The following is a 21,697-nucleotide window of genomic DNA, read 5'->3' on the forward strand; positions in this document are numbered from 1 at the left end:
CCGCCCCGCATCGAAACGAGAATGGGTCCGTGCCTTTCTGTTGGGAAGCTACCTGCAATCTCTTACGGGGTTTCTCACTCAATCCGCTGGGTCTGGCCGGTTTCCGCAGCGCGGTAAATGGCGTGGACGACCTTGAGTACGTGCAGGGCCTCCGCCGTGGCGACCGGATGTGCTTCCAGTCCCAAGGCGCCGCGCACCGCCGCCCGCACCAATCCGTAGTACGTGGGCGCGGCGTCGTCTGTCGGGGCATCGTACCGGATGGTGCGGTAGGGCGCGGAGCGTTCGGCGGAATGTGTGCTATACCACTCCAGGCTCTCCCAATCGTTGGGCCTTCCCCGCAGCCAGCCATCGGAACCCCAGAGATGGAGATGCGACTGCTTGTTGCGGTCCACGTAGTAGGCCGAGGTCAGCGTACCGACCATGCCGTCCTCGAAACGCAGCACCGCGACGGCAGCGTCCTCAGTATCGATAGGCGCGCCGCCGACGACAGCGGTGAGCCCGGCGACTTCGACAATGCGTTGCCCGGTAAGGTGGTGCAGCAGATCGACATAATGAATACCCAGCCACATGAGGTGCCCGCCGCCGGCGTAGGCTTTCTGCGAAAACCAGGATGCTTGCCATTCAGCTTGCTGCACGCGTGTCTGGTCGGCGATGAAATATGTGTCGACGCCGTAGAGCTTGCCGAGCCGGCCGTTCGAAACCTGGCGTCGCGCATCTTGTAAGAAGGGAAAACCCCGCGCGGCAAAGGCGAGGCCGATATTGCGTTGCTGCGCATCAGCCAGAGCAGCGAGTTCCCCAAACTCTTCCCACTGCAGACAGGCGGGTTTCTCGGCAAGCACGTGGCTGCCCTGGCGGACACAGGCAGCAATGACAGGAGGCGCGGTGCGTGGTTCCAAACTAACAATGGCGAGGTCCGGTTGGAAGGCGGCATACAGTGAATCCGTATCTGCGAACGTGCCGACAAGCCGCGCGCCAAGGTGCGCCTGCGCATGCGCCTCAATGTCGTCGGCGCCGTCCGTCACCAACGCCACCTCCGCCACTTCGGGAAGCGCTGCAAGGATTTCCAAGAAGCCGCTGACATGCATTGTGCCCGTGGGAGACGTGATGACGGCAACCTGTGCGAGCTCGCCCATTGGTCACTCCTTTGTGCTGTTTTGTCCGAGAAAGAGATCGCGGCCTTTGACCAGCGCAGCCATCTTCTGATCGGCGACTATGCGGGAGAGCATCCAGAAGCCGCAGTCGGGATGCACCCATTTGATGCGATCTGCGCCCAATACCGTTACAACGCGTTCAATGCGGCGGGCGATGAGGTCCGGTGTCTCCACGGCGTTGTCCTTGATATCAACGACGCCGATTCCCAAGGCTACATCAGGTCTGAGATCCTGAAACACTGGCAGTTCCGCGTCGCCCGGACGCGAAAACTCCAGCAGAAGGTGATCGCACTCCAACCGGTTGAAGAAAGGAAGGAGATCCTTAAACAACCCTTGCTGGACGGTCTGCCCGCCGTAATTGCCAAAGCAGAGATGCACGCCCTTCTGCCCGTTGAACCCGGCAAACACGTGGTTGAGAACGTCAGCCGCCCACTCGCCGTCAGACGGCGAACCGACCAGATTTGCCTCATCGATTTGCAAGGCTGCCGCGTTAAGGTCAGCCGCCTGTTTGCAAAAGACATCGGCAATGGCGAAAGCAAGTGAGCGAATATCGCGATAGTGGAGGTCCAGCAGGGACTTGGCAAGCATATAAGGGCTCGTGAGCGTAAATTTATAGGGGCGTGTGGTGAGCGAGCCACCGGTCGCGGCGGACGGCAGGTCGAGCGTTCCCTCACCTATGGCATCTCGCACGACTCCCGCAGGCTGCTTGCGAAACTGCATACCGGATTGCTGGCGAAAGGCGGCAACTTCAGCTCGACTGAAAGTCGTGTCTATCCCGCCTAAGGGAGAGACAAAGTATTCGATCATGCCCTGGGTTTCCGGATGGTTGACGTCGAATCGAGAGAGTTCGCCATCCGTCACCACATCGATGCCGGCAAGCTCCTGAGTCTTGAACACTGCGAGCATGGCGTCGCGCAGCGCGGGCCTGCTGGGCATCGCCAGCAGCCAGGCAGGCGCGGGATAACTCCCCACCACGGTGGTCAGGATTGGGGGTTCTTTGTGATCCCCTGCGGTGTTGGGTGCTGGGTCAGATGAGGGTACAGGCACGAGTGTGTGTCCTAATGGCACTGACGGTCAATGGGATTTCGCGTCAAGTGTACTCAAAGTCTGGAGTGACTACGCAAACATTAGCCTCACTTTAAACGCTCTTGGGAGGAGATACAAGCGAGAGCGATGCGAAGCTGCATGCGTTGAGTTGAGGTGTGTCGAAGAAATATCGCATCGCCAAGCACAGGTAATTCGCGGTAAGCCCTGCCGTTCGCACTGAGCTTGTCGAAGTGTGGACGGCAGAGGGGGAATTCGCGTCCACCCTCTTTTTCCGATATTCAACTAAGTGATTGGAATTCAGCGTGCCCAATGGGATCATGCTTTCGGGGCACGGCGAAACGGGCGGCTGATCCAAGCAAGCAGACTGCGCACCGGCTTGGCGAACACCTTCCCGCGCACTGCTGCGTTGACACTAGCAAGATCTAGCTCGTTCCCATGATAGCGGACAGAAAAGGTATCGTTTTTAGGGTTGAAACTAGTCTCTTGGACGCCCGGGAGTGACTCAAGGCCCTCCTGTGTACGCCGCGCTCATATGCTCGTGCAGGCGAGACCGGCGACGTGGACTTCAAGCTCGCGTGTTGGTGCAGGTTGCAGACCTGCGCTACCGAAGTCGTCGCCCGTGGTTTCATCCCGTCGGAGCACGACGTAGGGATCGATGAAGAGATTTAAGAGTCGTGGCATCGTGACTCATCCTTAATTTTAGGCGACTGCAGGGTCTGCCGGGATATCGCTTGTGGTGAGGTGGCTACGCAGCATTACTAAAGACGCCACTTCCAAGGCACATAATTGTCGGAATGCCCTTCGACAAGCTCAGGGCGAACGGCAGCACTGCTGTCTAATTGAGTCTGAAAGGACATTGCTTTCGATTGATTTCCAGTGCGGCGCGCAAGGCGGAAACTCCTCACACAGCCTTCAGCCAGCGGTCGAGAAACGCCACGGCTTGGATATCCGTGATCTCCGCTTCCGGCTCCGTTTCATGGCCTTGTTCGTGAATGCGAATGCCGCACTTCTCCGGTATGCCGAGATTCCTATATATCTCTTCAACCAGCTTGAATTCCTGAACGGCATTCGGCCACCACACGGCGCCGTCGTGCTTGCCGTCCTCCACGAAGAAGGCGCGCGGGCAGATGAGAGAGGCAATGTCGGCGTCGCCAAACTCATGGAAGAGACCTGGGATGAATTGGAATTCGGATGAAGTCTCAATGAAGGAACCGACTTTGATGATTTCCGGCTGCAGCATCTTGCTGAACCGCTCGTTGAACCAGGCCGATGAGACCACCGCCTGCAATCGTTGCTCCAGGGCACCCAGCCAAAGGGCGGCACGGCCGCCGCGCGAAAGGCCGTAGAGGCCGATTCTGCTATTGTCAACTTCCGGCAGCGTCTCCAGATAGTCCACGGCACGGGAGAGCGTGAAGTACTCCAGCGCCTGGATGGTTTGGCCGATGAGGATGGCCTTGCGGTGAATCTGGTTCTGCGCGCGGCCCTGCTCGTGCTTGCGCAGCGAGGGAATGTTGGGCACGTTGAAGCGGTCTTCGCCGTAGCCGCCAATCATGCGTGGCGCTATGACCACGTAGCCATGCTTGGCGAGGCGCACACCAATCTCGTGATAGGCGGCACTGTGTTCCGGGTCGCAGAACCCGCAAATCTGCTCCGGCGTGTGATTGACGCCGTGCTGGGCGAGCACCGCCGGAAACGGCCCCGGGCCATGAGGGCGAATGAGAATGGCATCCACGCGCACGTCGTCAAATGACGTATACCAAACGCGTGAGGCCGTGTAGGTATCGGTAGCGGCGATTTCCTCGATGCGCGGCTCCAGTGGTCCGCGCTCCCACGGCCAGCCGCCGATCATGGCGAGCAGGCGCTCGCGATTTGGTTCAATTGACTTCAGATACGCATTCTGATTTGAGTAGTCCCGCTGCCAGTTTTCGCCGCGCGCGTCGTAATGTTCGCGGCATTGGCGCATGAGCCAGTTGTCATACGCCTCAAAGAGTCGCTGCCGCAGCGGGTCTACGTCGGCTCCGGTGAGTCTAGGATCCTCGCCAATCACGAGACACCTTTCGTTGAAGTGCGGAAGGAGGAGGCCGCGTGACCTCCTCCTTCCCCGTTGACGCTACGAGTTGATGGGCAGGACCTACCGCGTTTCGCCGTGTTCAGCCAGGAAGTCGTCGAGGATTGTCTGGACCTGCTCTTCGGCTTCCTTGAGGGCTTCGGGAATTGTGCGGTTACCCGCCATAACGTCAGGCACGAAACCGTTGACAAACGAGAGAACCTGGGGCGCGCCCGGCAAGGGTATGACAAATTTGCGGTGCTGCATCATGTTAGCCGCGAAGAGCACGAATTCGTCGCCCTGATGATATTCCTCGTCATTGGCCACGTCAGCGCGAATCGGCAAACGATCGAAGTGCTGCGCCCACCGGACATTTACACCCGCACTGCCAAAGTGCTCGAGGAACTTCCAACCCTTTTCCGGATCCGGCGAGTCAACGGTCAGGAACCAGGTATGGCAACCGCCGTAGCCGGCCTGGCGACCGCCTTCAGGGACAGGATACGGGCCAAAGCTGAATTCAAAGTCAGGACTGTTCGGCCAAATCTGGGTGGCTCGCTCAGAATTGGTCAGGTGCATATTGCCGACCACGCCCTGGAAGAACGGTTGGAAGTAAGCCGGATAGCGGGCTGCTTCTCCCCAAAAATCCAACACCTGGTTGTAGCCGCCCTGGGCATCGTAGATATTGCGCTTCTGCCAGTTCAGGGCCTCTTCGGCCTCGGGCGTGTCAAGAGTCACGAGTCCCTCGGGGGAAGTAGTATCACCGCCCAATTGCCACATGGGAACCATCCAAAGGTGGTTGCCGCCGGTGCCGCGCAAGGGGTCGAACCCCAGTTTCTCAATCTTGTCACCGCTCACGGTGTAGAGCGTCGAGATTGCGTCTTCAAGATCAGTCCACGATGCTGGTGGATTCTCGGGGTCTAATCCCGCGTCGAGGTAGGCTTTATTACCGACGTAGAGGAAGCGGATGTCGGGGCCGAAGGGCATGCCATGCACAACACCTTTCCACTCCAGGTCGCCGCGGAGCGATTCCCAAATCTCCTCTTTCTTGATGACGTCTGAGGCCGCCATGTAAGAGTCGAGGCCATGCGGTACCTTGAGCACGGCCAATGTCTGGGACTGCCACGAACCCGCTTGGCCGACATCGAGGCCAAAACCGGCGGCGACGGCCGTCACCATCTTGTCCATGCGGTTGCCGGACTCTGCCGTGGCGTTTACGGTGATGCCGGGGTTCGCTTCTTCCAATTCCTGCACAACCTCTAGCCCAATGCCCTGGCTGAGGTCCCATGTAGCCGTTGTAAAGACCCGGATTTCGTAGGTCTCAGGAGCGGCAGGCTGCTCTTCCGCTTTAGCCTCCGTCTCTTCTGCGGCTGCCGGCGCCTCATCGGTCATCGTGGTGGCTGTACCGCAGGCCGCCAAGAGCGCCAAACTTGCGCCGGAACCAAGTCCGAGTAGCATTTTACGTCGTGTCATTTGAAAGCTCCTTTGTGGATGCTCCAACCAACCGGATGGTTGCAGATTAGCAGCGCATTTGCCGAGTGTCAAGCAGGCTTGAAGCGAAGTACTGTGCCAAAGCGCGTTGCTTGGCGGCGCGACGGGATGGGAGTGCCGGCTCAATTGAGTGTGCAGGGCAACGATGGTTCAGACCGAGACTCTTACATGCATACAGACTGGTAGGGGAGACTCTCTATGCGCGGAAGAGATGGATTCCCGTTTTCACTGGAGTGACGGGCAAGTCAGATCGTTCTATCGATTCCTGGTCGGCACCTATAGAAAGTAACGTGGAGCGGACCTTCACGCCGAAGTGCGTTGACCGGTGACTGCCTGCGCGACCTGCGCGGAGGTAGCTAACGTCGCCCAGCGTGTGCCCACCAGCGGTGTAATCATGTCTTGATCAAGGGCCGAGGCGTGGAGAATGGCGTCACTGGGCCAGTAGTTGGTGAAGCCGTATTCTCGGCTCTGGATGAGGCTGTAAAACACACAGGCACCACCATACTGTCCGGTGAGGACCACATTCTTAATGCCCGCGTTGTTGAGCATGTAGTCAAGACCCGTGCCGGTGAAAGCAGAGCTTGTCAATTTCCTGACAACGATTTCATCTCTTTGAGGTGCGAGTTCGTCGGTTACGGACATGGCGTGGGAATCGAAGTAGTCGTAGTCGCGGCCGCGCTGGTAAGGCACGGCCTCGCGCGCTTCCGCAGTCCATTTGGCATTGACCACGTGGACCACGAGGCCGCCGGAGGCGCGAAAGGCATCCAGGATCGAGCGCAGGTTGGGGATCACAGTCTGCAATTCCGCCGTAAACCACTGCTCGCTCTCTTTGCTGCCGCTTCCCAGCCAGGTCGGATCGCAGAAGCGCCGCATCATGTCCACGATGATGAGCGCGGTCTGCTCGGGTGGAAGCACGGCGTCGTCGGCGAGGTGTTTGGTCTTGAATTGTGCGGTGTCGATGAGCATCGGACGTTTCCTTTCGAGCCTAGAGTTTGTGTTCTCGAACAGCGCGGGGGACAAGCCCCCGCGCTACGTCGGAGAGGAATCGGAAAACTGGATATTACATATACCAGCCGCCGTTCACGCTCAGCACCTCGCCGGTGATGTAGCGGGCCTCATCCGAAACAAGGAAGAGAATCGCGGCGGCGATGTCATCCGCTCGAGCCTAGAGTTTGTGTTCTCGAACAGAGCGGGGGACAAGCCCCCGCGCTACGTCGGAGCCAGACCCCATGATTTATTCTCACATATACCAGCCGCCATTGACGCTTAGCACCTCACCGGTGATGTAGCGAGCATCTTCGGAGGCCAGGAAGAGGATGGCGGCGGCCACGTCCTCCGCCCTGCCAAAGTGCCCAAGTGGGATCTGCTGGCGGACCTGCTCCCTAATCTCGTCGTCGATGGCGCGCGTCATATCGGTATCCATGAATCCAGGCGCTACGGCATTGACCCGCACGTGATACCGCGCCAATTCTCTGGCCAGTGACTTCGTAAAGCCAATGGCGCCGGCTTTGGCTGCCGCATAGTTGGTCTGGCCGATATTGCCCATGAGAGCGATAACTGATGCCACGTTCACGATGCTGCCTGTCTCGCGCTCGCGCATATGGATGGCTGCGGGCTTGGAGCAATTGAACATGCTGCCGAGATTTACGTCGAGCACCTCGTCCCAATGCTCGCGGCTTAAGTTGCGCAGAGTGGCGTCGCGCAGGATGCCGGCGTTGTTCACCAGTATGTCGAGGCAGCCAAACTCCTGAATGGTCTGCTCGACCATCGCAGTACTTGGTTGTTCTTGTGCCACGTCTGCGCCGACCACGAGGGCACGGCGTCCCATGTTCACCACTTCCGCTGCCACTGCCTCTGCATTTTGCCGGTGCACACCTTCCGCGTCGGGGTAGTGATTAATTGCTACGTCGGCGCCTTCGCGGGCGAGCATGAGAGCTGTGGTGCGCCCGATACCCTGGGAGGCGCCGGTGATGAGCGCGTGCTTTCCTTCTAGTCTCATGAAGCTAGTGCACCTCTCGTTCCACCAAGGCGGCGATGCCCATGCCGCCGCCAGCGCACAGCGCGGCAATGCCCCGCCGCACGTTGCGTCGCTCCATTTCGAAGATGAGCGTGCCCAAAATGCGGGCGCCGCTGGCGCCGACCGGGTGACCGACGGCAATGGCACCACCGTTTACGTTCACGCGTGAGCGGTCCCAATTGAGCTCGGCTTCGACTGAGAGCACTTGCGCGGCGAAGGCTTCGTTGATCTCGAGAAGGTCAATGTCGTCGAGGCTAAGACCGGTCTTTTCAAGGAGGAGACGGGTTGCTTTGGCCGGCCCGATACCCATGCGTACCGGCGCAACACCGGTGGTCGTGACCGCGCTGAGGGTGGCAAGCGGCTGCCGATTGTGCGCTTGCGCCCACTCTGCGGATGCCACCACGATGGCGGCAGCGCCGTCGTTAATGCCGGAGGCGTTGCCGGCGGTGATGGTCGTAACGTCTTTGAAAGCCGGACGGAGCGAGGCCAACGCGTCTCGGTCTGTATCCGGCCGGGGGTATTCATCATCGTCTATGACTCTTGGTGCACCGCGGCGCTGGGGCACTGAAACAGGAACAATCTCGGCAGAAAGGAAGCAGGCCCGCCGCGCGGCAGCGTAGCGTTGCTGGCTCTCCAGCGCATACTCGTCTTGCGCTTCCCGCGAAATGCCATATTCCTGCGCGAGAGTATCTGCGGTGGTCGCCATGTGGCAGTCGGCAAAGGCATCCCAGAGGCCGTCGCCAAGGAGTGTATCCACGACTTTGGCATGTCCCAGCTTGCTGCCCCACCGTGCATCGGGTAACACATAGGGGGCTCGGCTCATACTTTCCATGCCGCCGGCTAAGGCCACGTCGATTTCCCCCAGGCGAATGTACTGGGCGGCAAGCCCAACGGCTTGCAGTCCCGATGCGCAGACCTGGTTTATGGTCATGGCCGGCGACCCTTCAGGCACGCCGGCGCGAATGCCTACCTGTCGCGCCGGATTCATGCCGCTGCCGCCCTGGTAAACTTGACCGAAAATCGAAACCTGTACTTCATCGGGCGCGATCTCTGCCCGCGCCAATGCCGCCTGTGAGGCAACTACACCTAATTCAGGAGCCGCGAGTTCACTCAGCGCGCCGCCGAATTTCCCAATCGGCGTGCGGGCAGCGGCCAGGATTACCGGCTGTTGACTGTTCATATTCCCTTCTTTCCTCCGAGGGTTGGTGAAAGCGATGGGCTGGTTGGACTACTTTTGACGCTCTTTTGCATGTGTCGAGAGCATGGCCCGAAATTGGCTTCCTTCGCATTCCATCATCATTTCGACGATAGTCTTGCCATAGTGTGCGTCCCTGGGTAAATATCTAAAGACATCCCCTCACCCCAACCCTCTCCCCAGGGAGAGGGGGTTTCCTCGCCAACAGGTTTGGGTATTGCGGAGGACTTCCCAGGGAGAGTGAGTATGAATCTTGCCTCTGGTCGGAATCACGCATGGTCTCCCCGGGGAGTGAGAACATTAATCCTAAGTGTGTGCCCCATGTATGCGATATTCAAGACACCCTCTATGCAAAGGATCAGTTTTCAAGTAAGTAGAACTTGACTTACACCGTGCGAACTTGCGAAACGCCGCACAGGTGCACGCCCGACGCAGTACGACAAGCTGTCATTCTGAGGAGCGCAGCGACGAAGAATCTAGGGTGCGAGGACTTCGAGATTCCGCAAACTCTGTTCGTCGCTGCGCTCGGCATAACACAAAATGTAGCCTTACGATTCTATCAAGTCAGGGTCTGCTAGTTCTGAGTTGTTTGCTTGTTGCCTCTCTGGGATCCATGGTCTGCTTGCAAGGATTCCTGTTGAAAGGAGGCCATGTGCTTGCGGCGGTGCGCGCTTGCGCACTCTTCATCGTGCAATCTCAGCAAGAAGCGGTGGCACGTCGGCGATGGAATCTACAATCAGATCGGGCTTGACGGCGGAGCACGCCAGAGTCTCATCAGAATACTTTCCCGTGCGGACCAGCACACTCAGCGCGCCTAGCGCACGTGCTCCAACGATGTCAGTAGTCACGTCATCTCCCACAACCACGATTTCCTCGGGAGAGCATCTAACCTGCGCTGCTGCCATTCTGAAGAAGTCCGGCGATGGTTTCCCAAGGACTCTGGCAGTTTTGCCGGAGCCATACTCCAAGAGCTGCACAAAGGCTCCCGTATCCAGGTTGTTACCTTCAGTGTTCACGAAGTACCTACCCTTTTGTAGAGCTATGATCTCAGCGCCTTCCATGACATAGCGGAAGGCCGTGTTGAGGACTTCGTAACTTACGGAATCTCGAAAGTCTCCGACAACAACATAGTCTACGGCACCCTCATCGGCAAGAAAAGGTGCAAACTCGGCGGCCAATTCGTTTGAGACCAGACAATAGCTGCGTTTTCCAGGGTGCTGCATCAGGAAGCGCACTCCAGCGCTGGCGGCACTGAATACCGTCTCCTCCTCAATTGTCAAGCCCATTGCAGCTAACTCGCGATGGACGGTACTCGCGGTTTTGGAGTCGGTATTGGTAAGGAAACACACCCGAATTCCCATCTCTCTCAGCGCAACGAGAGCCTGGTCGGCGCGCGGAATCTGCACACCTTTGAAGTAGAGCGTACCGTCCAGGTCGAGCAAGAGCGCCTTGATGTGCTTTCCCTGTAGAAGAGCTTTATCGGCCTCGAGACCCAAGAGATTCCCCATGACTGCAACAAGACGACTGCAGGCTATCTGAACTTCTCGGCCAGGCCCATGGGCTCTACGCGGAAGAGGCGCAAATCCATAGGGCACAGATCGGGAGCGATATGAGGCCGAAAAGCCATGTGTGCAAGCAGGTCTCTTTCCAGATCCACGCCGGGTGCAATCTCCGTGAGTGTAAGTCCCTGATCTGTGAGAGTAAAGACTGCACGCTCGGTAACGTACGTAATGACGCGCCCCAGCGAGCGTGCGTAGGCACCGTTGAAGGTGACTTGCTCGACCGCTTGCACCAGCTTTGGGTGTTTGCCTTCGCGGGCGATTTGCAGTTCGTCGTCTTGAATCATGACCTCCAGACCGCCAGCCGTGAACGTGCCGCAGAATACGATGCGTTTGGCATTGTGGCTTATGTTCACAAAGCCGCCTGCGCCTGGGATGACGCCCCCAAAACGGCTGACGTTTACGTTGCCGGCGGCATCGATCTGCGCTGCGCCTAAGCAGGCGATATCCAGCCCCCCGCCGTCATAGAAGTCGAACATGTATGGCGTGTCGATCAGCGCCGTGGGCATAAACGAAGCTCCAAAAGAGAGACCGCCGGCCGGGATGCCGCCAATGGCGCCGCTTTCTACGGTCATCACCAGGTCAGCGATGATGCTCTCTTCCGCCGCGACCGCTGCCACACTCTCCGGCAAGCCAATGCCAAGGTTTACAATGTCTCCCTTTTGCAGCTCCAATGCGGCGCGGCGGGCGATAATCTTGCGTTCATCGAGGACATGCGGCGGGAAGTCCGGCGCCTCACCGCGAGTCTCTGAGACGTACGCTGGATTGAAGTCTTCACTAAACGTCTGCCAGTGCTCAGCGGGGTCGGCCACCGCTACGACATCTACCAGAATGCCGGGAATCTTAATCTGCCGTGTGGGTAATGGAGTGGAAATCGTCCTTTCAACTTGTGCGATCACGGTGCCGCCACAGTTATGCACAGCCTGAGCCACACTGAGCATCTCGCCGTACACGGCTTCGCGTTCCATGCTGATGTTGCCGTCGGGATCGGCAGTGGTGCCCCGTATGAAACCGACGTCAAGTTGAATGCGCGGATAGAAGAGGTGCTCTTTTCCGTTCAATTCTATGAGTTGCACCAATTGGTCGGGTGTGGAGGCCGGGTTGACCCGACCCCCTTCCAGACGCGGGTCTACGAACGTGTGAAGGCCAACGTGTGTGATCGTGCCGGGCTTGCCCGCGGCGGTGTCGCGAAAGAGATGAATGATGACACCCTGGGGAAAATTGTAGCCTTCGATCTTGCCGTCGAGGACGAGCTGGCACAACTTCGGCGCCAGACCCCAGTGACCGCCGATAATACGCTTGACAAGCCCCTCATGGCCAAAGTGATTGAGGCCGCGCGTCTCGCGGTCACCCTGCCCGGCGCCATACATGAGCGTCAAATTTCGTGGTTCTCCGGTCTGCAAGAAGCGCCGCTCTACTGCCGCGGAAAGCGCCTCCGGATGTCCGATACCGACGAATCCGCCCACGCCAATGGCAGCGCCATCCTGGATGAGCCATACCGCCTGATCGATTGAGAGAAACTTGCCTCCCATCCATCCTCCCTGCGTGTCGCTATGTACTCGGGCGGAATGCCCGATCGAAGATTCTGAACTCATGCCGCACCCGATCTGCGAGGGTGAGGGAAATTACCCTTGTGTCCAGCTGTGCATCTTGTAGCCAAGTTGCTGACCTTTATGATAGCGATTCTCAGATGGGATGTCTTTGCGGCCTCGCTGGGTAGTGTTTACCATTGAGATGCTGGTGTGCAGCGCGCTCGAGCGCTGGAAGGTGGAAGAGTTCGCAGTGCAGGCACGCCCCCGTCGCACCGGCCCGGCGCAGTCACATTTACATAATGGCCTGAATAGGTGCAAAGTTTCAGATTCTCTTGCTTACGGAAAATGAAGGAAAGCACATGCCAGTGGAGACATTTTCAGTTTGGGCTACCGGCTGCGCGCATGTAGGCACAGACAAGAGGTTTGGCCGCGAGAGCTTGGCCGAAGCGATTCGGCAGTCGGAGTTTGGCGGAGCTGAAGGAGGGCCGACGTTTCAGTGGGACATCATGCTTCATCTCGGCGACCTCTCCGGCAATCAGGGCTCGCCTGACGATGCGGAAGGTGAGGAAGTTGTGCGCCAGTTCGGCGCGGCGCAACACCACCGACGCGAGCACTTTTACAACCTGGTGGGCAACCATGATGCTACGTTCCATACGGAACCGACTCAATGGTGGTTCCGCAAATGGGTTGACCCCACGGGTGAAAGTCGTCAGTTCTCCGGGGTGAATGCGGCGCAGCGACCGTATCCCATCGAGGGATCGTGGGAGCGGTATGCAATTCGTGTCGGCAACATGTTCATTCTCATGATGGGCGACCGCAACGATTTGCCGCCACCGGTGGGACGCAATCCAAGCGGCGGCGGCTACCCATCGGGTGCGGTGACTGGCGAGACTTCCGCCTGGTGGCGTGAAATTGTAGAGTCAAATCCAGATTGCATCATAGCTTCCGCACATCACCACATGCTCAAGGAAACTACGGTGGCTTCAGGGCCCTGGGAAGGTTACCGCAAGGATGAGAGCGGCGCATGGCGCGGGCACTACCACGGCTACTTTGCCGATGGCGGGCCGGCAGGGGCTTCGTACTTGTACTTCTTGGATGAACACCCGGACTCCCAGGCATTCGAGCGATACCTGGCAGAGCGGCCGGGGGCGATCGACCTTTGGCTCGGCGGCCATACGCACACCCATCCTGACGACCGGCATGGCGGACGGTCGCACATTGAACGGAAATGGGACGTGAACTTCATCAACTGCGCCGCACTTGCCCGCCACCATGCCGGACGTACAACGCTGCCGATGAGCCGGCTTCTCACCTTTACCGCGGGCAGTGATGAAGTGCGCGTGCAGTGCTACCTACACACGTCCGACTTTGCTCCCCAAGGCTGGTACGCACGAGCGGAACGCGTCATCCGGCTGGGGAAGCCGTTCCAACCGTAGCGGGTACCATAGAGCTGGGCGTGTCGATCCAGCCAAGAACTCCAAGGAAATCCAATGAAATCTCCCATCGATGCAGAGAGATATCACTTCTATGGCATCCAGCCAGTGCTAGAAGTTGCAGATGTTGAAGCAACCGCGTCGTGGTACTGCGAGATTCTAGGCTTTACGCTCGATTTTGTGGATATGGCGCGTGGGGGTCATGCTCGAGTCTCAATAGGCGGCGGGGGAGGCAAGAGCGTGCAACGTATGCGTTTCACCGGCTACCGCCGCCGCCACGGCACTGAACCGACTACGGCTGGATACACATACATTCACTGTGTGCTGATCGATGAACTGTTCGCAGAGTACTGGCGGAGAGGAGTCACGATCAGACCGGAGTACGAGGACGGTCCGGTCAAGAAGCCATGGGGGCTGCGCGAATTCGAAGTCGAAGACTGCAACGGGCACATCCTGCTCTTTGCTCAAGAAGGGGGCTAGCGGCCGGATACCGACAATTCTCAACGCCGGCTCAGTCTTCCAAGGAATCTACGTTCCATTCGTCCAGAGGTGTGAACTGTGTCGTATCGAGGTCAAAGCCGTACCCGAACGGCGCGTCCACGATACTCGATACGTCCACCCGACCGTCGCGCACGTCGAGCGCCGGAAACCCCTCGTCGTGACGGCGATAAATCGTGCCGTGGTTTGCCAGCACCTGCGCCTGGACGCGCTGCGGATACATGCTGAGCCCCGCAAAATAGTGATGTCCGTTGCGTTCCGCGTGGTCGATTCCCAGGTTCGCTGCCACAGTGAGGTCTTGGATCATGGCAACCGGACCCACACTGCAAAGGTCCTCGCTGCTTAAGATGTAGGCCTGCTTGGGATTGTGCTGCCGGTTGTGCTCGAGCAGGCAGGCATTCGCGATCCCGCGAAAAACACCCTTGCAATTCTTGTGACTGCCGCCGGCATAGCCGCAAACCAGCGCAGCGGCGATACTGTTCAACTCTCCATCTGACTCATCGATGATCAATGGGGGCCGACCGTGCCACCGCTGGAGATCCAAACGTACACAATCACTTAGAGCTACGTCTCGATGGAACGGCTGCTCCACGAAGAGCGCACGATCTAGGAAGGAGCGGAGCGTAGACTCGGACTGAATCGTCTCCCAGAATCGTTGAAACGGACCCACTTCCGTATAAAACTCGTTGCCGTCCAAAGTATGGGCAAAGCCTGCGGACGCGTGGGTTTCCATAATCCGGGCAATGCGCTGCAAGCGCTCGACATCAACATCGGTGTTGCCCGATAGCTTGATCTTGAGATGGGTAAGACCGTAGAACTGCACGCTTGCCTCTAACGATTGCGGCAAGCCGTCGGTCAGGCGCTCATCTTGCGGGACCTCGCTGTCGGTTAGCGGATCGGCCAAGCCGACTGTATGCCGAATAATCATCGTGCGATTGGCATGTTTTGGCAGTAGGTCAGCAGGTTCGTAACCGCTGAGTTCTCCATGAAGGGCGTCGAGGCGGACCCCGAGTGAGTTGTCTCGCATGGCCCGCGCAAGAGTTCTCCCGGTAGCGCGGCAGAAGGCGTCGATCAATGCCCGCTCTACCATGCTTACGCCAAACCCCCATAGGAGGGGTGGATAGCTCGTGTCGGCTGCCCAGGTCGATTGGTGCTGGTAAATCCCTTGCCACAGGTCGAATGGGCTACTCGTCGCTGGTGAATCCAGCGCAAACTTCACCGCTTGCCGGATCACCGTCAGCATCTCGTCGAGGTCTTCCGCGAAGGTCGTATCGGGGTTCTTGGTAAACCATTTCGGCGGCAGGCCTTCCGCTGAGACACCCATAGCCGTTGCACCGTCAATTTCTGCCGTCACGCGCAGGAAGAGGTGAGGGACAGACTCTAAAGAAGCTATACCGTAGCGAAACGGCATACGCGTCTTCATGTTGAGGACGTTGAGGTCGATGTGCTGTATGGAAATAGTCACTCTGGAGATCCTGGTAACCTTTTACTTGCATAATCATACTCCGAGCCACGTGCAGTTTCATCTTTGCACGCTCCGAAGTGGAGAAAGGCCAATTGGTGCACATGATACATGTGTGCTAGGCTTGCCAAGCGCCATCGATACGTCACATCGGGGCAGTCTGCGCGGGCTTGTGTTCGGGCGGGCGCTATCCCGCATTTACTCGTTGGTGAAGATGCGGGCGCGGATTGCTGAATACTCATACAGCCTTCACTTTCTTGGGTCATGATAGAGAAAGTGACTCGTATCACCGGCAGAGAGCGTAGGAGGTAGTCAGCGGATGAAGCGAACGCGGACGGCACGCTGGTTGAAAGTGCTTAGCCTCTGCTTATTCGCCGGCATGCTGGCGGGGTGCTCGATAGTAGCCAGCGTATCCAAATCCGATCAAGCGGTGGAGCCAATTGATGAGCGTGCTGAGGTGAGCCCTCAGGTTGTAAACATCCTTCTCCTTGGCGTAGATTCGTGGGACGCGCTGTCGGGGCGCAGCGATGCCATTGCCATGCTCAGCATCGACGTGGACCACAAGCGCGTGCTGCTGACGTCTGTGCCGCGGGATCTGCGCGTGAGCCTGGAGGGGCTTCCGCAGCCGCAGCGCATCAACGCTGCCTACGCGCATGGCGGCGCCGAACTTGCACGCGCCAAACTTGAGCACGTCCTCGGTGTGAACATTCCCTACTATGCGGTGGTGAACTTTTCCGGTTTTGCGCGCATCGTCGATACGCTCGGCGGTGTCTCCATTGATGTGCCAGCCGACATTGCTGACATGCAGTTTCCGGCGGCGGACGGCATCAACTACGAACCGTTCGTGCTCAAGGCCGGTGTGCAGCACCTCGATGGTGAAACTGCATTGAAGTATGCGCGGACGCGTAAGTCCAGTCCTACCGGCGACTTCGGGCGTATGTACCGGCAGCAGCAGGTAATGTACGCGCTCAAGGCACAGGCGCTGACGCCGCGTACCTTGCTGCGTTTACCCGCGCTCTACAATGACTTCCGCCACGCGGTGAACACCAACATCTCGCTACAGACGTTAGTGCTCCTGGCCAGGTTTGCCAGGAACGTGGATGCCGACAGTATAGACACCTACGCGATCGATGAGGCGTCCGGACTGGTAACCGCCCAGTACGTGAATGGGATGTTTGTCCTCGAACCGGATCTGGTTGGCATACAGGCGGACTTGCGTGAGCGTATCGCCTCGCTTGCTGAAGAAGCGCCGCAAGTTGCTCGGTCGGCATCGCCTTAGTCTGCCTAGGCCCGCGACACCAATCCGGTCCGGATTTGGTCTGCTTGCCTCGTTCGGTCGCAGTAGAGGGACGGCACGCACGTGCCGACTTGTGCCAGGTATGCGCAGGTTGCAAACCTGCGCTACCGGAGACTGTGGAGGGTACGAAGAGCTGTGATCTCCATGCGAGAGTTGGTGCGAAAGTAGCCGCTTAAATGCCCATTACGTCCACTAACTCGCGTACAGCGTCCGCGGATTGGTTGAGCATGGCGCATTCGTCTGCGGTGAGATCGAGCTCCACGATGCTCTCTACGCCACCGGCGCCAAGTTGTATGAGAACGCCGACGTAGACGCCGCTAATGCCGTACTCCCCCTCGAGGTACGCCGCGCACGGCAATACCCGCTTTTGGTCGAGCAGAATGGCGTCGATCATCTCCACCAGCGCGGCCCCCGGCGCTTCATAGGCGCTGCCAATCTTGAGGAGGTTTACAATTTCGGCGCCGCCGTCGCGCGTGCGTTGGATTATTTCTTCCAGTCTATCGGGTGCGATGAAGTCTGAAACCGGCTTGCCGGAGACACTCGTGTAGCGCGGCAATGGGACCATTTGGTCGCCGTGGCCGCCGAGCACGTAGCCGGTGATGTCGCGCATAGATACGCCGAGTTCCTGAGCGAGAAACGTGCGATACCGTGCCGAGTCGAGCACGCCGCCCTGCCCTACGACGCGGTTTGTGGGAAAGCCGCTAACTTTCCACGCGAGGTGAGTCATGGCGTCAACCGGATTGGTCACGACGATGATGGTGCAGCCGGGCGAGTGCTTGACGATCTCCCCTGTGACGGCAGTGATCACTTTTTGATTGACGGCCAGCAGGTCGTCGCGGCTCATACCGGGTTTGCGCGGGCTGCCGCTTGTAATGACAACAACATCTGATCCTGCGGTGTCGGCGTAGTCATTGGTTCCGACAACCTTCGAGTCATAGTTGACGATGGGCGCTGCCTGCAGGATGTCGAGGGCTTTGCCTTGTGGCAACCCTTCTACGATGTCAATGAGTACGATGTCCGCATAGTCGCGCTCGGCAAGCCGCCGAGCGCAAGAGCCGCCCACTTGACCGGCGCCAACGATCGTCACTTTCTTACGCATCTATGGAAAGCCTCCAAGTTCATTCTTTCTTGCCCAGGCCGAATGGCCGGTGCATTGCTTTGATGATTGTAAGCAGGGCGCATGAAAACGGCGCAGGTTACAAACCTACGCTACCCGATGAAGGGCGGCATCTGTGTCCTCGTCACGTGCCGGCACACCGCCAGTCAAACCGTAGCGCGGGGGCTTGTCCCCCGCCTCTGCGCCCTGTGCTGCCGTTACTCTCACTCATCAATACAAACGTGTTGAGTTGCTAGGCTAGCGGCAGCGCATGGAGCCGCTCGCGCACCGGATTGGTGGAGACGACGTGGCGATTGAGGCCAAGGTCCGCATCGTCGAGGCCCAGTGCCATGCCGATGAGTTGTGAAAGGTGCAATATCGGTAAGTTGAGGGGTGTTTGTACAACTCTGGCGGCGTCAGGCTGCTGTGCGTCCAGGTTCAAGTGACACAGCGGGCAGGGCGTGACCATGAAGTCGGCGCCCTTTTCCGATGCTTCACCGACGTGATTGCCCGCCATCTTGAGCGAATTCGTGCGGTTCATAGTGATAATGGGGAAACCACAGCACTTCTTCTTGCCGGAGTAGTCCACCGGCGTCGCGCCGCATGCCTCGATGATCATCTCAAGGTAAACTCCGCGCTGAGGAAAGTCATGGTAACCCAGGATGTCGGTCGGGCGTGAAATGTAGCAGCCATAGAAGGGAGCGACATTCAGTTCCGATAGAGGTCGCTTCACGAGCTTGCGCAGATTATCCAGGCCGAAGTCTTCCACCAGCACCCACATGAAGTTGCGTGGTTCAGCTCTGCCGGAATACGACAAGCCCTCTTCCGCGAGCATCTCATTGATCTCTGCCAGGTACTCCGGTCGGGCCTTGAGTCGCTCATTGACACTACTCATCACGCCCTGGCACGTGCTGCAAATGTTCATGAGCGGCAAACCGGTCTGTTCCGCCAAGGCAAAGTTGCGGGCATTCAAGGCGTCGGCCAGTTTCTGATTGCGCTCGCTGATGACGCCGGCGCCGGTGCACGAAGCGGTCTCCATGAGTTCCAGTTCCATGCCGATGTGTGCCGCCACTGCCGTGAGAGATTGCATGAGCTCCGGGCATGCGCCCCGAGAGACACAACCGGGAAAGAAGGCGTACTTCACTGGGAAGACTCCACTTTTTCAAAGAGGCGTTGTACATTGCCATGGCCCGGAATCTTGTGATGAAACGGGCCTGAAGCCAACGGCAGTTTACCTGCGCGCAAGAGGCGCACGCCGCCGGGCACGTTTTTCATTTGCTCCACCGGATTCATGCCGATCGAGCGCAGTAAGAGCATCGGCTCATCCAGGATGCCGCTGTCTCGGATGATTCCTTCAAAGGCTTTTGCATGGCGGGTACCGGCATTATTCGTGACACCCGCGGATTGGGCACGCTCGCGTATCTCCACGATGCGCTCCAGCGGCGCGACACCTTTCGGACAGACTTCTACACAGAAGAAGCAATGCGTGCAGTCGTACACGCCGCCGGAGTCGCTGAGTTCTACCAGCCGCTCTTGCCTGGTATCGTCGCGGGGGTCGTCAACGAACCGGTACGCCTTCGCCAGGGCCGCCGGCCCGAGGAAATTCTTATCGACTTCCAGGGAGGTACAGTCGGAAACGCAGGCACCGCACATGATGCAGTTCATGGCCACGGTGAGATCGAGGATGGTCTCATTGGGCACCAGGTATTCGCGCTCAGGAACCGGCTGAACCGGCTCCAGCCAAGGTTTGACCTGGCGGATCTTGTTCCAAAACACATCCATGTCCACGATCAAATCCTTGAGCACCGGCATGTTGCCGCCCGGCTCAACCGTGATCGCATCGCCGCTGGCCTGCATGTCTTTCGCTTTAGTGGCGCAAGCCAGGCGCGCCTGGCCGTTGACGCGCATCATGCACGATCCGCAGATGGCCGACCGGCACGAGCAGCGCACGGCTAGCGTACCGTCGACGTACTCCCGAATGTGGATAAGACAGTCGAGAACCGTAGCATTCTCAGGCACATCCACGTCGTACTCACGCCAGTATGGAGCGGGATTCTCTGCCTCAGGATCAAAGCGTCTAACGGTGAGCCTGAATTGCATTTAGTACGTTCTCCTCGCTGGTTGCCACTGGGTAATCGTGACGGGCAGCGTTTCTAAGCGCGGGCCGCTGTCACCGTGAAACACCAAGGTATGCTTCAGCCAGTCATCATCATTGCGCTCCGGGTAGTCGGTACGGTAGTGGGCGCCTCTACTTTCGGTGCGAAACAGCGCGCCTGCCACGATGGCTTCCGCGACATCGAGCATCAGGCCGACTTCCAACGCAAAGAGCAGATCGGTGTTGAATATCTTGCCCCTGTCATCGACACGAACGTTTCGAAAACGTTCCTTCAGGTTAGCTACAATGGCTTGCGCTTCAACCAGGCCATTGTGGGTGCGGAAGACGCCGACATGCCGATGCATGGTCTCACCCATGGTTAGCCGCAGCGCTGCGGCGCGTTCCCCGCTGTCTCTGTCTTGAGCGAGAATGCCGTTAATGTGCTCCTGGTCTTCCTGCAAGCGCGAGTCCGGGATGTCCGGAGAGTCAATGCTATCTGCATAGAGGACGGCGGACGTGCCCGCCCGTTTGCCAAACACAAGTGTATCGAGAAGCGAGTTGGCACCCAGGCGATTGCCGCCATGTACGGAGACGCACGCCGATTCTCCGGCGGCGTAGAGACCCTTGACGAACGTGGCTCCTTCGATGTCCGTCTTGATGCCGCCCATCATGTAATGCATGCCGGGCCGTACGGGACAGGGCTCTTCAATAATGTCGACACCTTCATATTCGAGACCAAGCTCGCGAATCTGGCTGAGCTTCTGCAGAATCGTGTTGCGATCAAGGTGCCGAACATCGAGGAGAACACAGCCATTAATGTCCCGACCTTCATTGATCTCAGTCTGCTCCGCCCGCGAAACCACGTCTCGCGAGGCCAGTTCCATCATGTTTGGCGCGTAGCGCTTCATGAAACGCTCACCGTCTGCATTGATGAGATACGCCCCCTCGCCGCGTGCCCCTTCGGTCATGAGCGCGCCGTTGCCTGGCAGTGTCGTGGGGTGGTACTGCACCATTTCCATGTCCATAAGGGGCGCGCCCACGCGATAGGCCTGTGCGTAGCCGTCGCCGGTGCAGATGAGGGCGTTGCTGCTGGGTTCGTACACGCGCCCGGAGCCGCCGGTGCAAAGGATTACGGCTTTCGCTTTGATGAGTTGGAGTTCACCCGTACACAGATCCATGGCAATTACACCGCAGACCGCGTCATTCTGACGGACGAGCGATGTCACAAACCACTCTTCATAGACCGTGGTTCCGGCCTTCATCAGTTGCTCGTAAATGACGTGGAGTAAGACCTGGCCGGTAATGTCGGACACGTAGCAGGTGCGCTTGCGTGCCTGGCCGCCGAAGGCGCGCAGGTCTATCTGGCCGCGAGAGCCTCGGTTGAAGATGACCCCCATGTGCTCAAGCTCGATGATCGTTTCCGGAGCTTCACTGCACAACACCTCGATGGCGTCTTGGTCTCCCAGGTAGTCGCTGCCTTTAACCGTATCGTAGGCGTGGTCTTCCCAGGGATCGTCCTCTTCCATAGCAGCATTGATGCCGCCCTGCGCGGCGTTTGAATGGCTGCGCACGGGGTGTACCTTCGTGAGAATGGCAACGCTTACGCCCTGGCGTGCCGCGTGCAGCGCAGCTTGCATGCCGGCAAGACCGGCGCCTACCACTACGACGTCATGCTCCAGCACGGTACGGTACTCCCACGAAAATGAATATCAAAGTCGGTGCATTGGCACCGAAAACGTATCTACTATTACTGCAAAATAGGCTGGATAATTGTCTCGCC

Annotated in this window: 18 protein-coding genes and 1 pseudogene; 3 read left to right on the forward strand and 16 right to left on the reverse strand. The window is 58.5% G+C overall.

The genetic code is table 11. The features are described from left to right. Positions 1–74: 74 nt before the first annotated feature. The 11 genes and pseudogenes from OXE05_08060 to OXE05_08110 all read right to left on the reverse strand — a co-directional run bounded on the left by OXE05_08060 (position 75) and on the right by OXE05_08110 (position 12,036). A complete protein-coding gene (locus OXE05_08060; GenBank protein ID MCY4437268.1) occupies positions 75–1,133 on the reverse strand; it encodes a Gfo/Idh/MocA family oxidoreductase in 1,059 nt (352 codons plus the stop codon). A gap of 3 nt (positions 1,134–1,136) precedes the next feature. Continuing rightward, on the reverse strand, positions 1,137–2,198 hold the full coding sequence (locus OXE05_08065) for a cobalamin-independent methionine synthase II family protein (protein ID MCY4437269.1): 1,062 nt from the start codon (positions 2,196–2,198) through the stop codon (positions 1,137–1,139). A 528-nt stretch (positions 2,199–2,726) separates the two neighbouring features. Further along, positions 2,727–2,879 (reverse strand): hypothetical protein, encoded by a 153-nt coding sequence (locus OXE05_08070; GenBank protein ID MCY4437270.1) that lies wholly within the window; start codon positions 2,877–2,879, stop codon positions 2,727–2,729. 220 nt (positions 2,880–3,099) lie between these two features. Then, positions 3,100–4,245, reverse strand: a complete 1,146-nt coding sequence (locus tag OXE05_08075) for an acetylxylan esterase (protein MCY4437271.1) — start codon at positions 4,243–4,245, stop codon at positions 3,100–3,102. A gap of 84 nt (positions 4,246–4,329) precedes the next feature. Then, positions 4,330–5,715: an extracellular solute-binding protein gene (locus OXE05_08080; GenBank protein ID MCY4437272.1), complete on the reverse strand. Its 1,386-nt coding sequence runs from the start codon at positions 5,713–5,715 to the stop codon at positions 4,330–4,332. 321 nt (positions 5,716–6,036) lie between these two features. After that, positions 6,037–6,699: a cysteine hydrolase gene (locus tag OXE05_08085; protein ID MCY4437273.1), complete on the reverse strand. Its 663-nt coding sequence runs from the start codon at positions 6,697–6,699 to the stop codon at positions 6,037–6,039. Between the two features lie 94 nt (positions 6,700–6,793). Beyond that, positions 6,794–6,892, reverse strand: a pseudogene (locus tag OXE05_08090) (SDR family oxidoreductase). 81 nt (positions 6,893–6,973) lie between these two features. Then, positions 6,974–7,732 carry a beta-ketoacyl-ACP reductase gene (locus OXE05_08095; protein MCY4437274.1) on the reverse strand — a complete coding sequence of 253 codons (759 nt, stop codon included), beginning with the start codon at positions 7,730–7,732 and terminating at the stop codon, positions 6,974–6,976. A 4-nt stretch (positions 7,733–7,736) separates the two neighbouring features. Next, positions 7,737–8,966 carry an acetyl-CoA C-acetyltransferase gene (locus OXE05_08100; GenBank protein MCY4437275.1) on the reverse strand — a complete coding sequence of 410 codons (1,230 nt, stop codon included), beginning with the start codon at positions 8,964–8,966 and terminating at the stop codon, positions 7,737–7,739. Between the two features lie 662 nt (positions 8,967–9,628). Beyond that, positions 9,629–10,441 (reverse strand): TIGR01458 family HAD-type hydrolase, encoded by an 813-nt coding sequence (locus tag OXE05_08105; protein MCY4437276.1) that lies wholly within the window; start codon positions 10,439–10,441, stop codon positions 9,629–9,631. 35 nt (positions 10,442–10,476) lie between these two features. Then, positions 10,477–12,036, reverse strand: coding sequence for an acyl CoA:acetate/3-ketoacid CoA transferase (locus tag OXE05_08110; protein MCY4437277.1), 1,560 nt, complete (start codon positions 12,034–12,036; stop codon positions 10,477–10,479). A 359-nt stretch (positions 12,037–12,395) separates the two neighbouring features. Between OXE05_08110 and OXE05_08115 the strand changes: the two genes are divergently transcribed. Both OXE05_08115 and OXE05_08120 read left to right on the forward strand, forming a co-directional pair. Then, complete coding sequence (locus OXE05_08115) at positions 12,396–13,472, forward strand: hypothetical protein (GenBank protein MCY4437278.1); 1,077 nt, start codon at positions 12,396–12,398, stop codon at positions 13,470–13,472. Between the two features lie 54 nt (positions 13,473–13,526). Further along, positions 13,527–13,949 (forward strand): hypothetical protein, encoded by a 423-nt coding sequence (locus OXE05_08120; protein MCY4437279.1) that lies wholly within the window; start codon positions 13,527–13,529, stop codon positions 13,947–13,949. A 31-nt stretch (positions 13,950–13,980) separates the two neighbouring features. On the opposite strand, the gene OXE05_08125 is transcribed toward OXE05_08120, so the two are convergent. After that, complete coding sequence (locus tag OXE05_08125; protein MCY4437280.1) at positions 13,981–15,432, reverse strand: hypothetical protein; 1,452 nt, start codon at positions 15,430–15,432, stop codon at positions 13,981–13,983. Between the two features lie 316 nt (positions 15,433–15,748). On the opposite strand from OXE05_08125, the gene OXE05_08130 reads away from it, so the two are divergent. Next, on the forward strand, positions 15,749–16,708 hold the full coding sequence (locus OXE05_08130) for an LCP family protein (GenBank protein ID MCY4437281.1): 960 nt from the start codon (positions 15,749–15,751) through the stop codon (positions 16,706–16,708). Between the two features lie 190 nt (positions 16,709–16,898). Here OXE05_08130 and mdh read toward each other — a convergent pair whose 3' ends face one another. The 4 genes from mdh to OXE05_08150 form a co-directional block, all read right to left on the reverse strand. Continuing rightward, entirely contained in the window at positions 16,899–17,825 is a 927-nt protein-coding gene (gene mdh / locus OXE05_08135) for a malate dehydrogenase (protein MCY4437282.1), read from the reverse strand. A gap of 250 nt (positions 17,826–18,075) precedes the next feature. Continuing rightward, on the reverse strand, positions 18,076–18,966 hold the full coding sequence (locus OXE05_08140) for a CoB--CoM heterodisulfide reductase iron-sulfur subunit B family protein (protein MCY4437283.1): 891 nt from the start codon (positions 18,964–18,966) through the stop codon (positions 18,076–18,078). Then, entirely contained in the window at positions 18,963–19,922 is a 960-nt protein-coding gene (gene sdhB, locus OXE05_08145; GenBank protein ID MCY4437284.1) for a succinate dehydrogenase iron-sulfur subunit, read from the reverse strand. The genes OXE05_08140 and sdhB overlap by 4 nt, the downstream gene beginning before the upstream one ends. Beyond that, complete coding sequence (locus OXE05_08150) at positions 19,923–21,599, reverse strand: FAD-dependent oxidoreductase (GenBank protein ID MCY4437285.1); 1,677 nt, start codon at positions 21,597–21,599, stop codon at positions 19,923–19,925. It abuts the gene before it with no gap. Positions 21,600–21,697: the final 98 nt, after the last annotated feature.

The sequence above is a fragment of the Chloroflexota bacterium genome, assembly GCA_026710945.1.
GTDB lineage: Bacteria > Chloroflexota > UBA11872 > VXOZ01 > VXOZ01 > VXOZ01.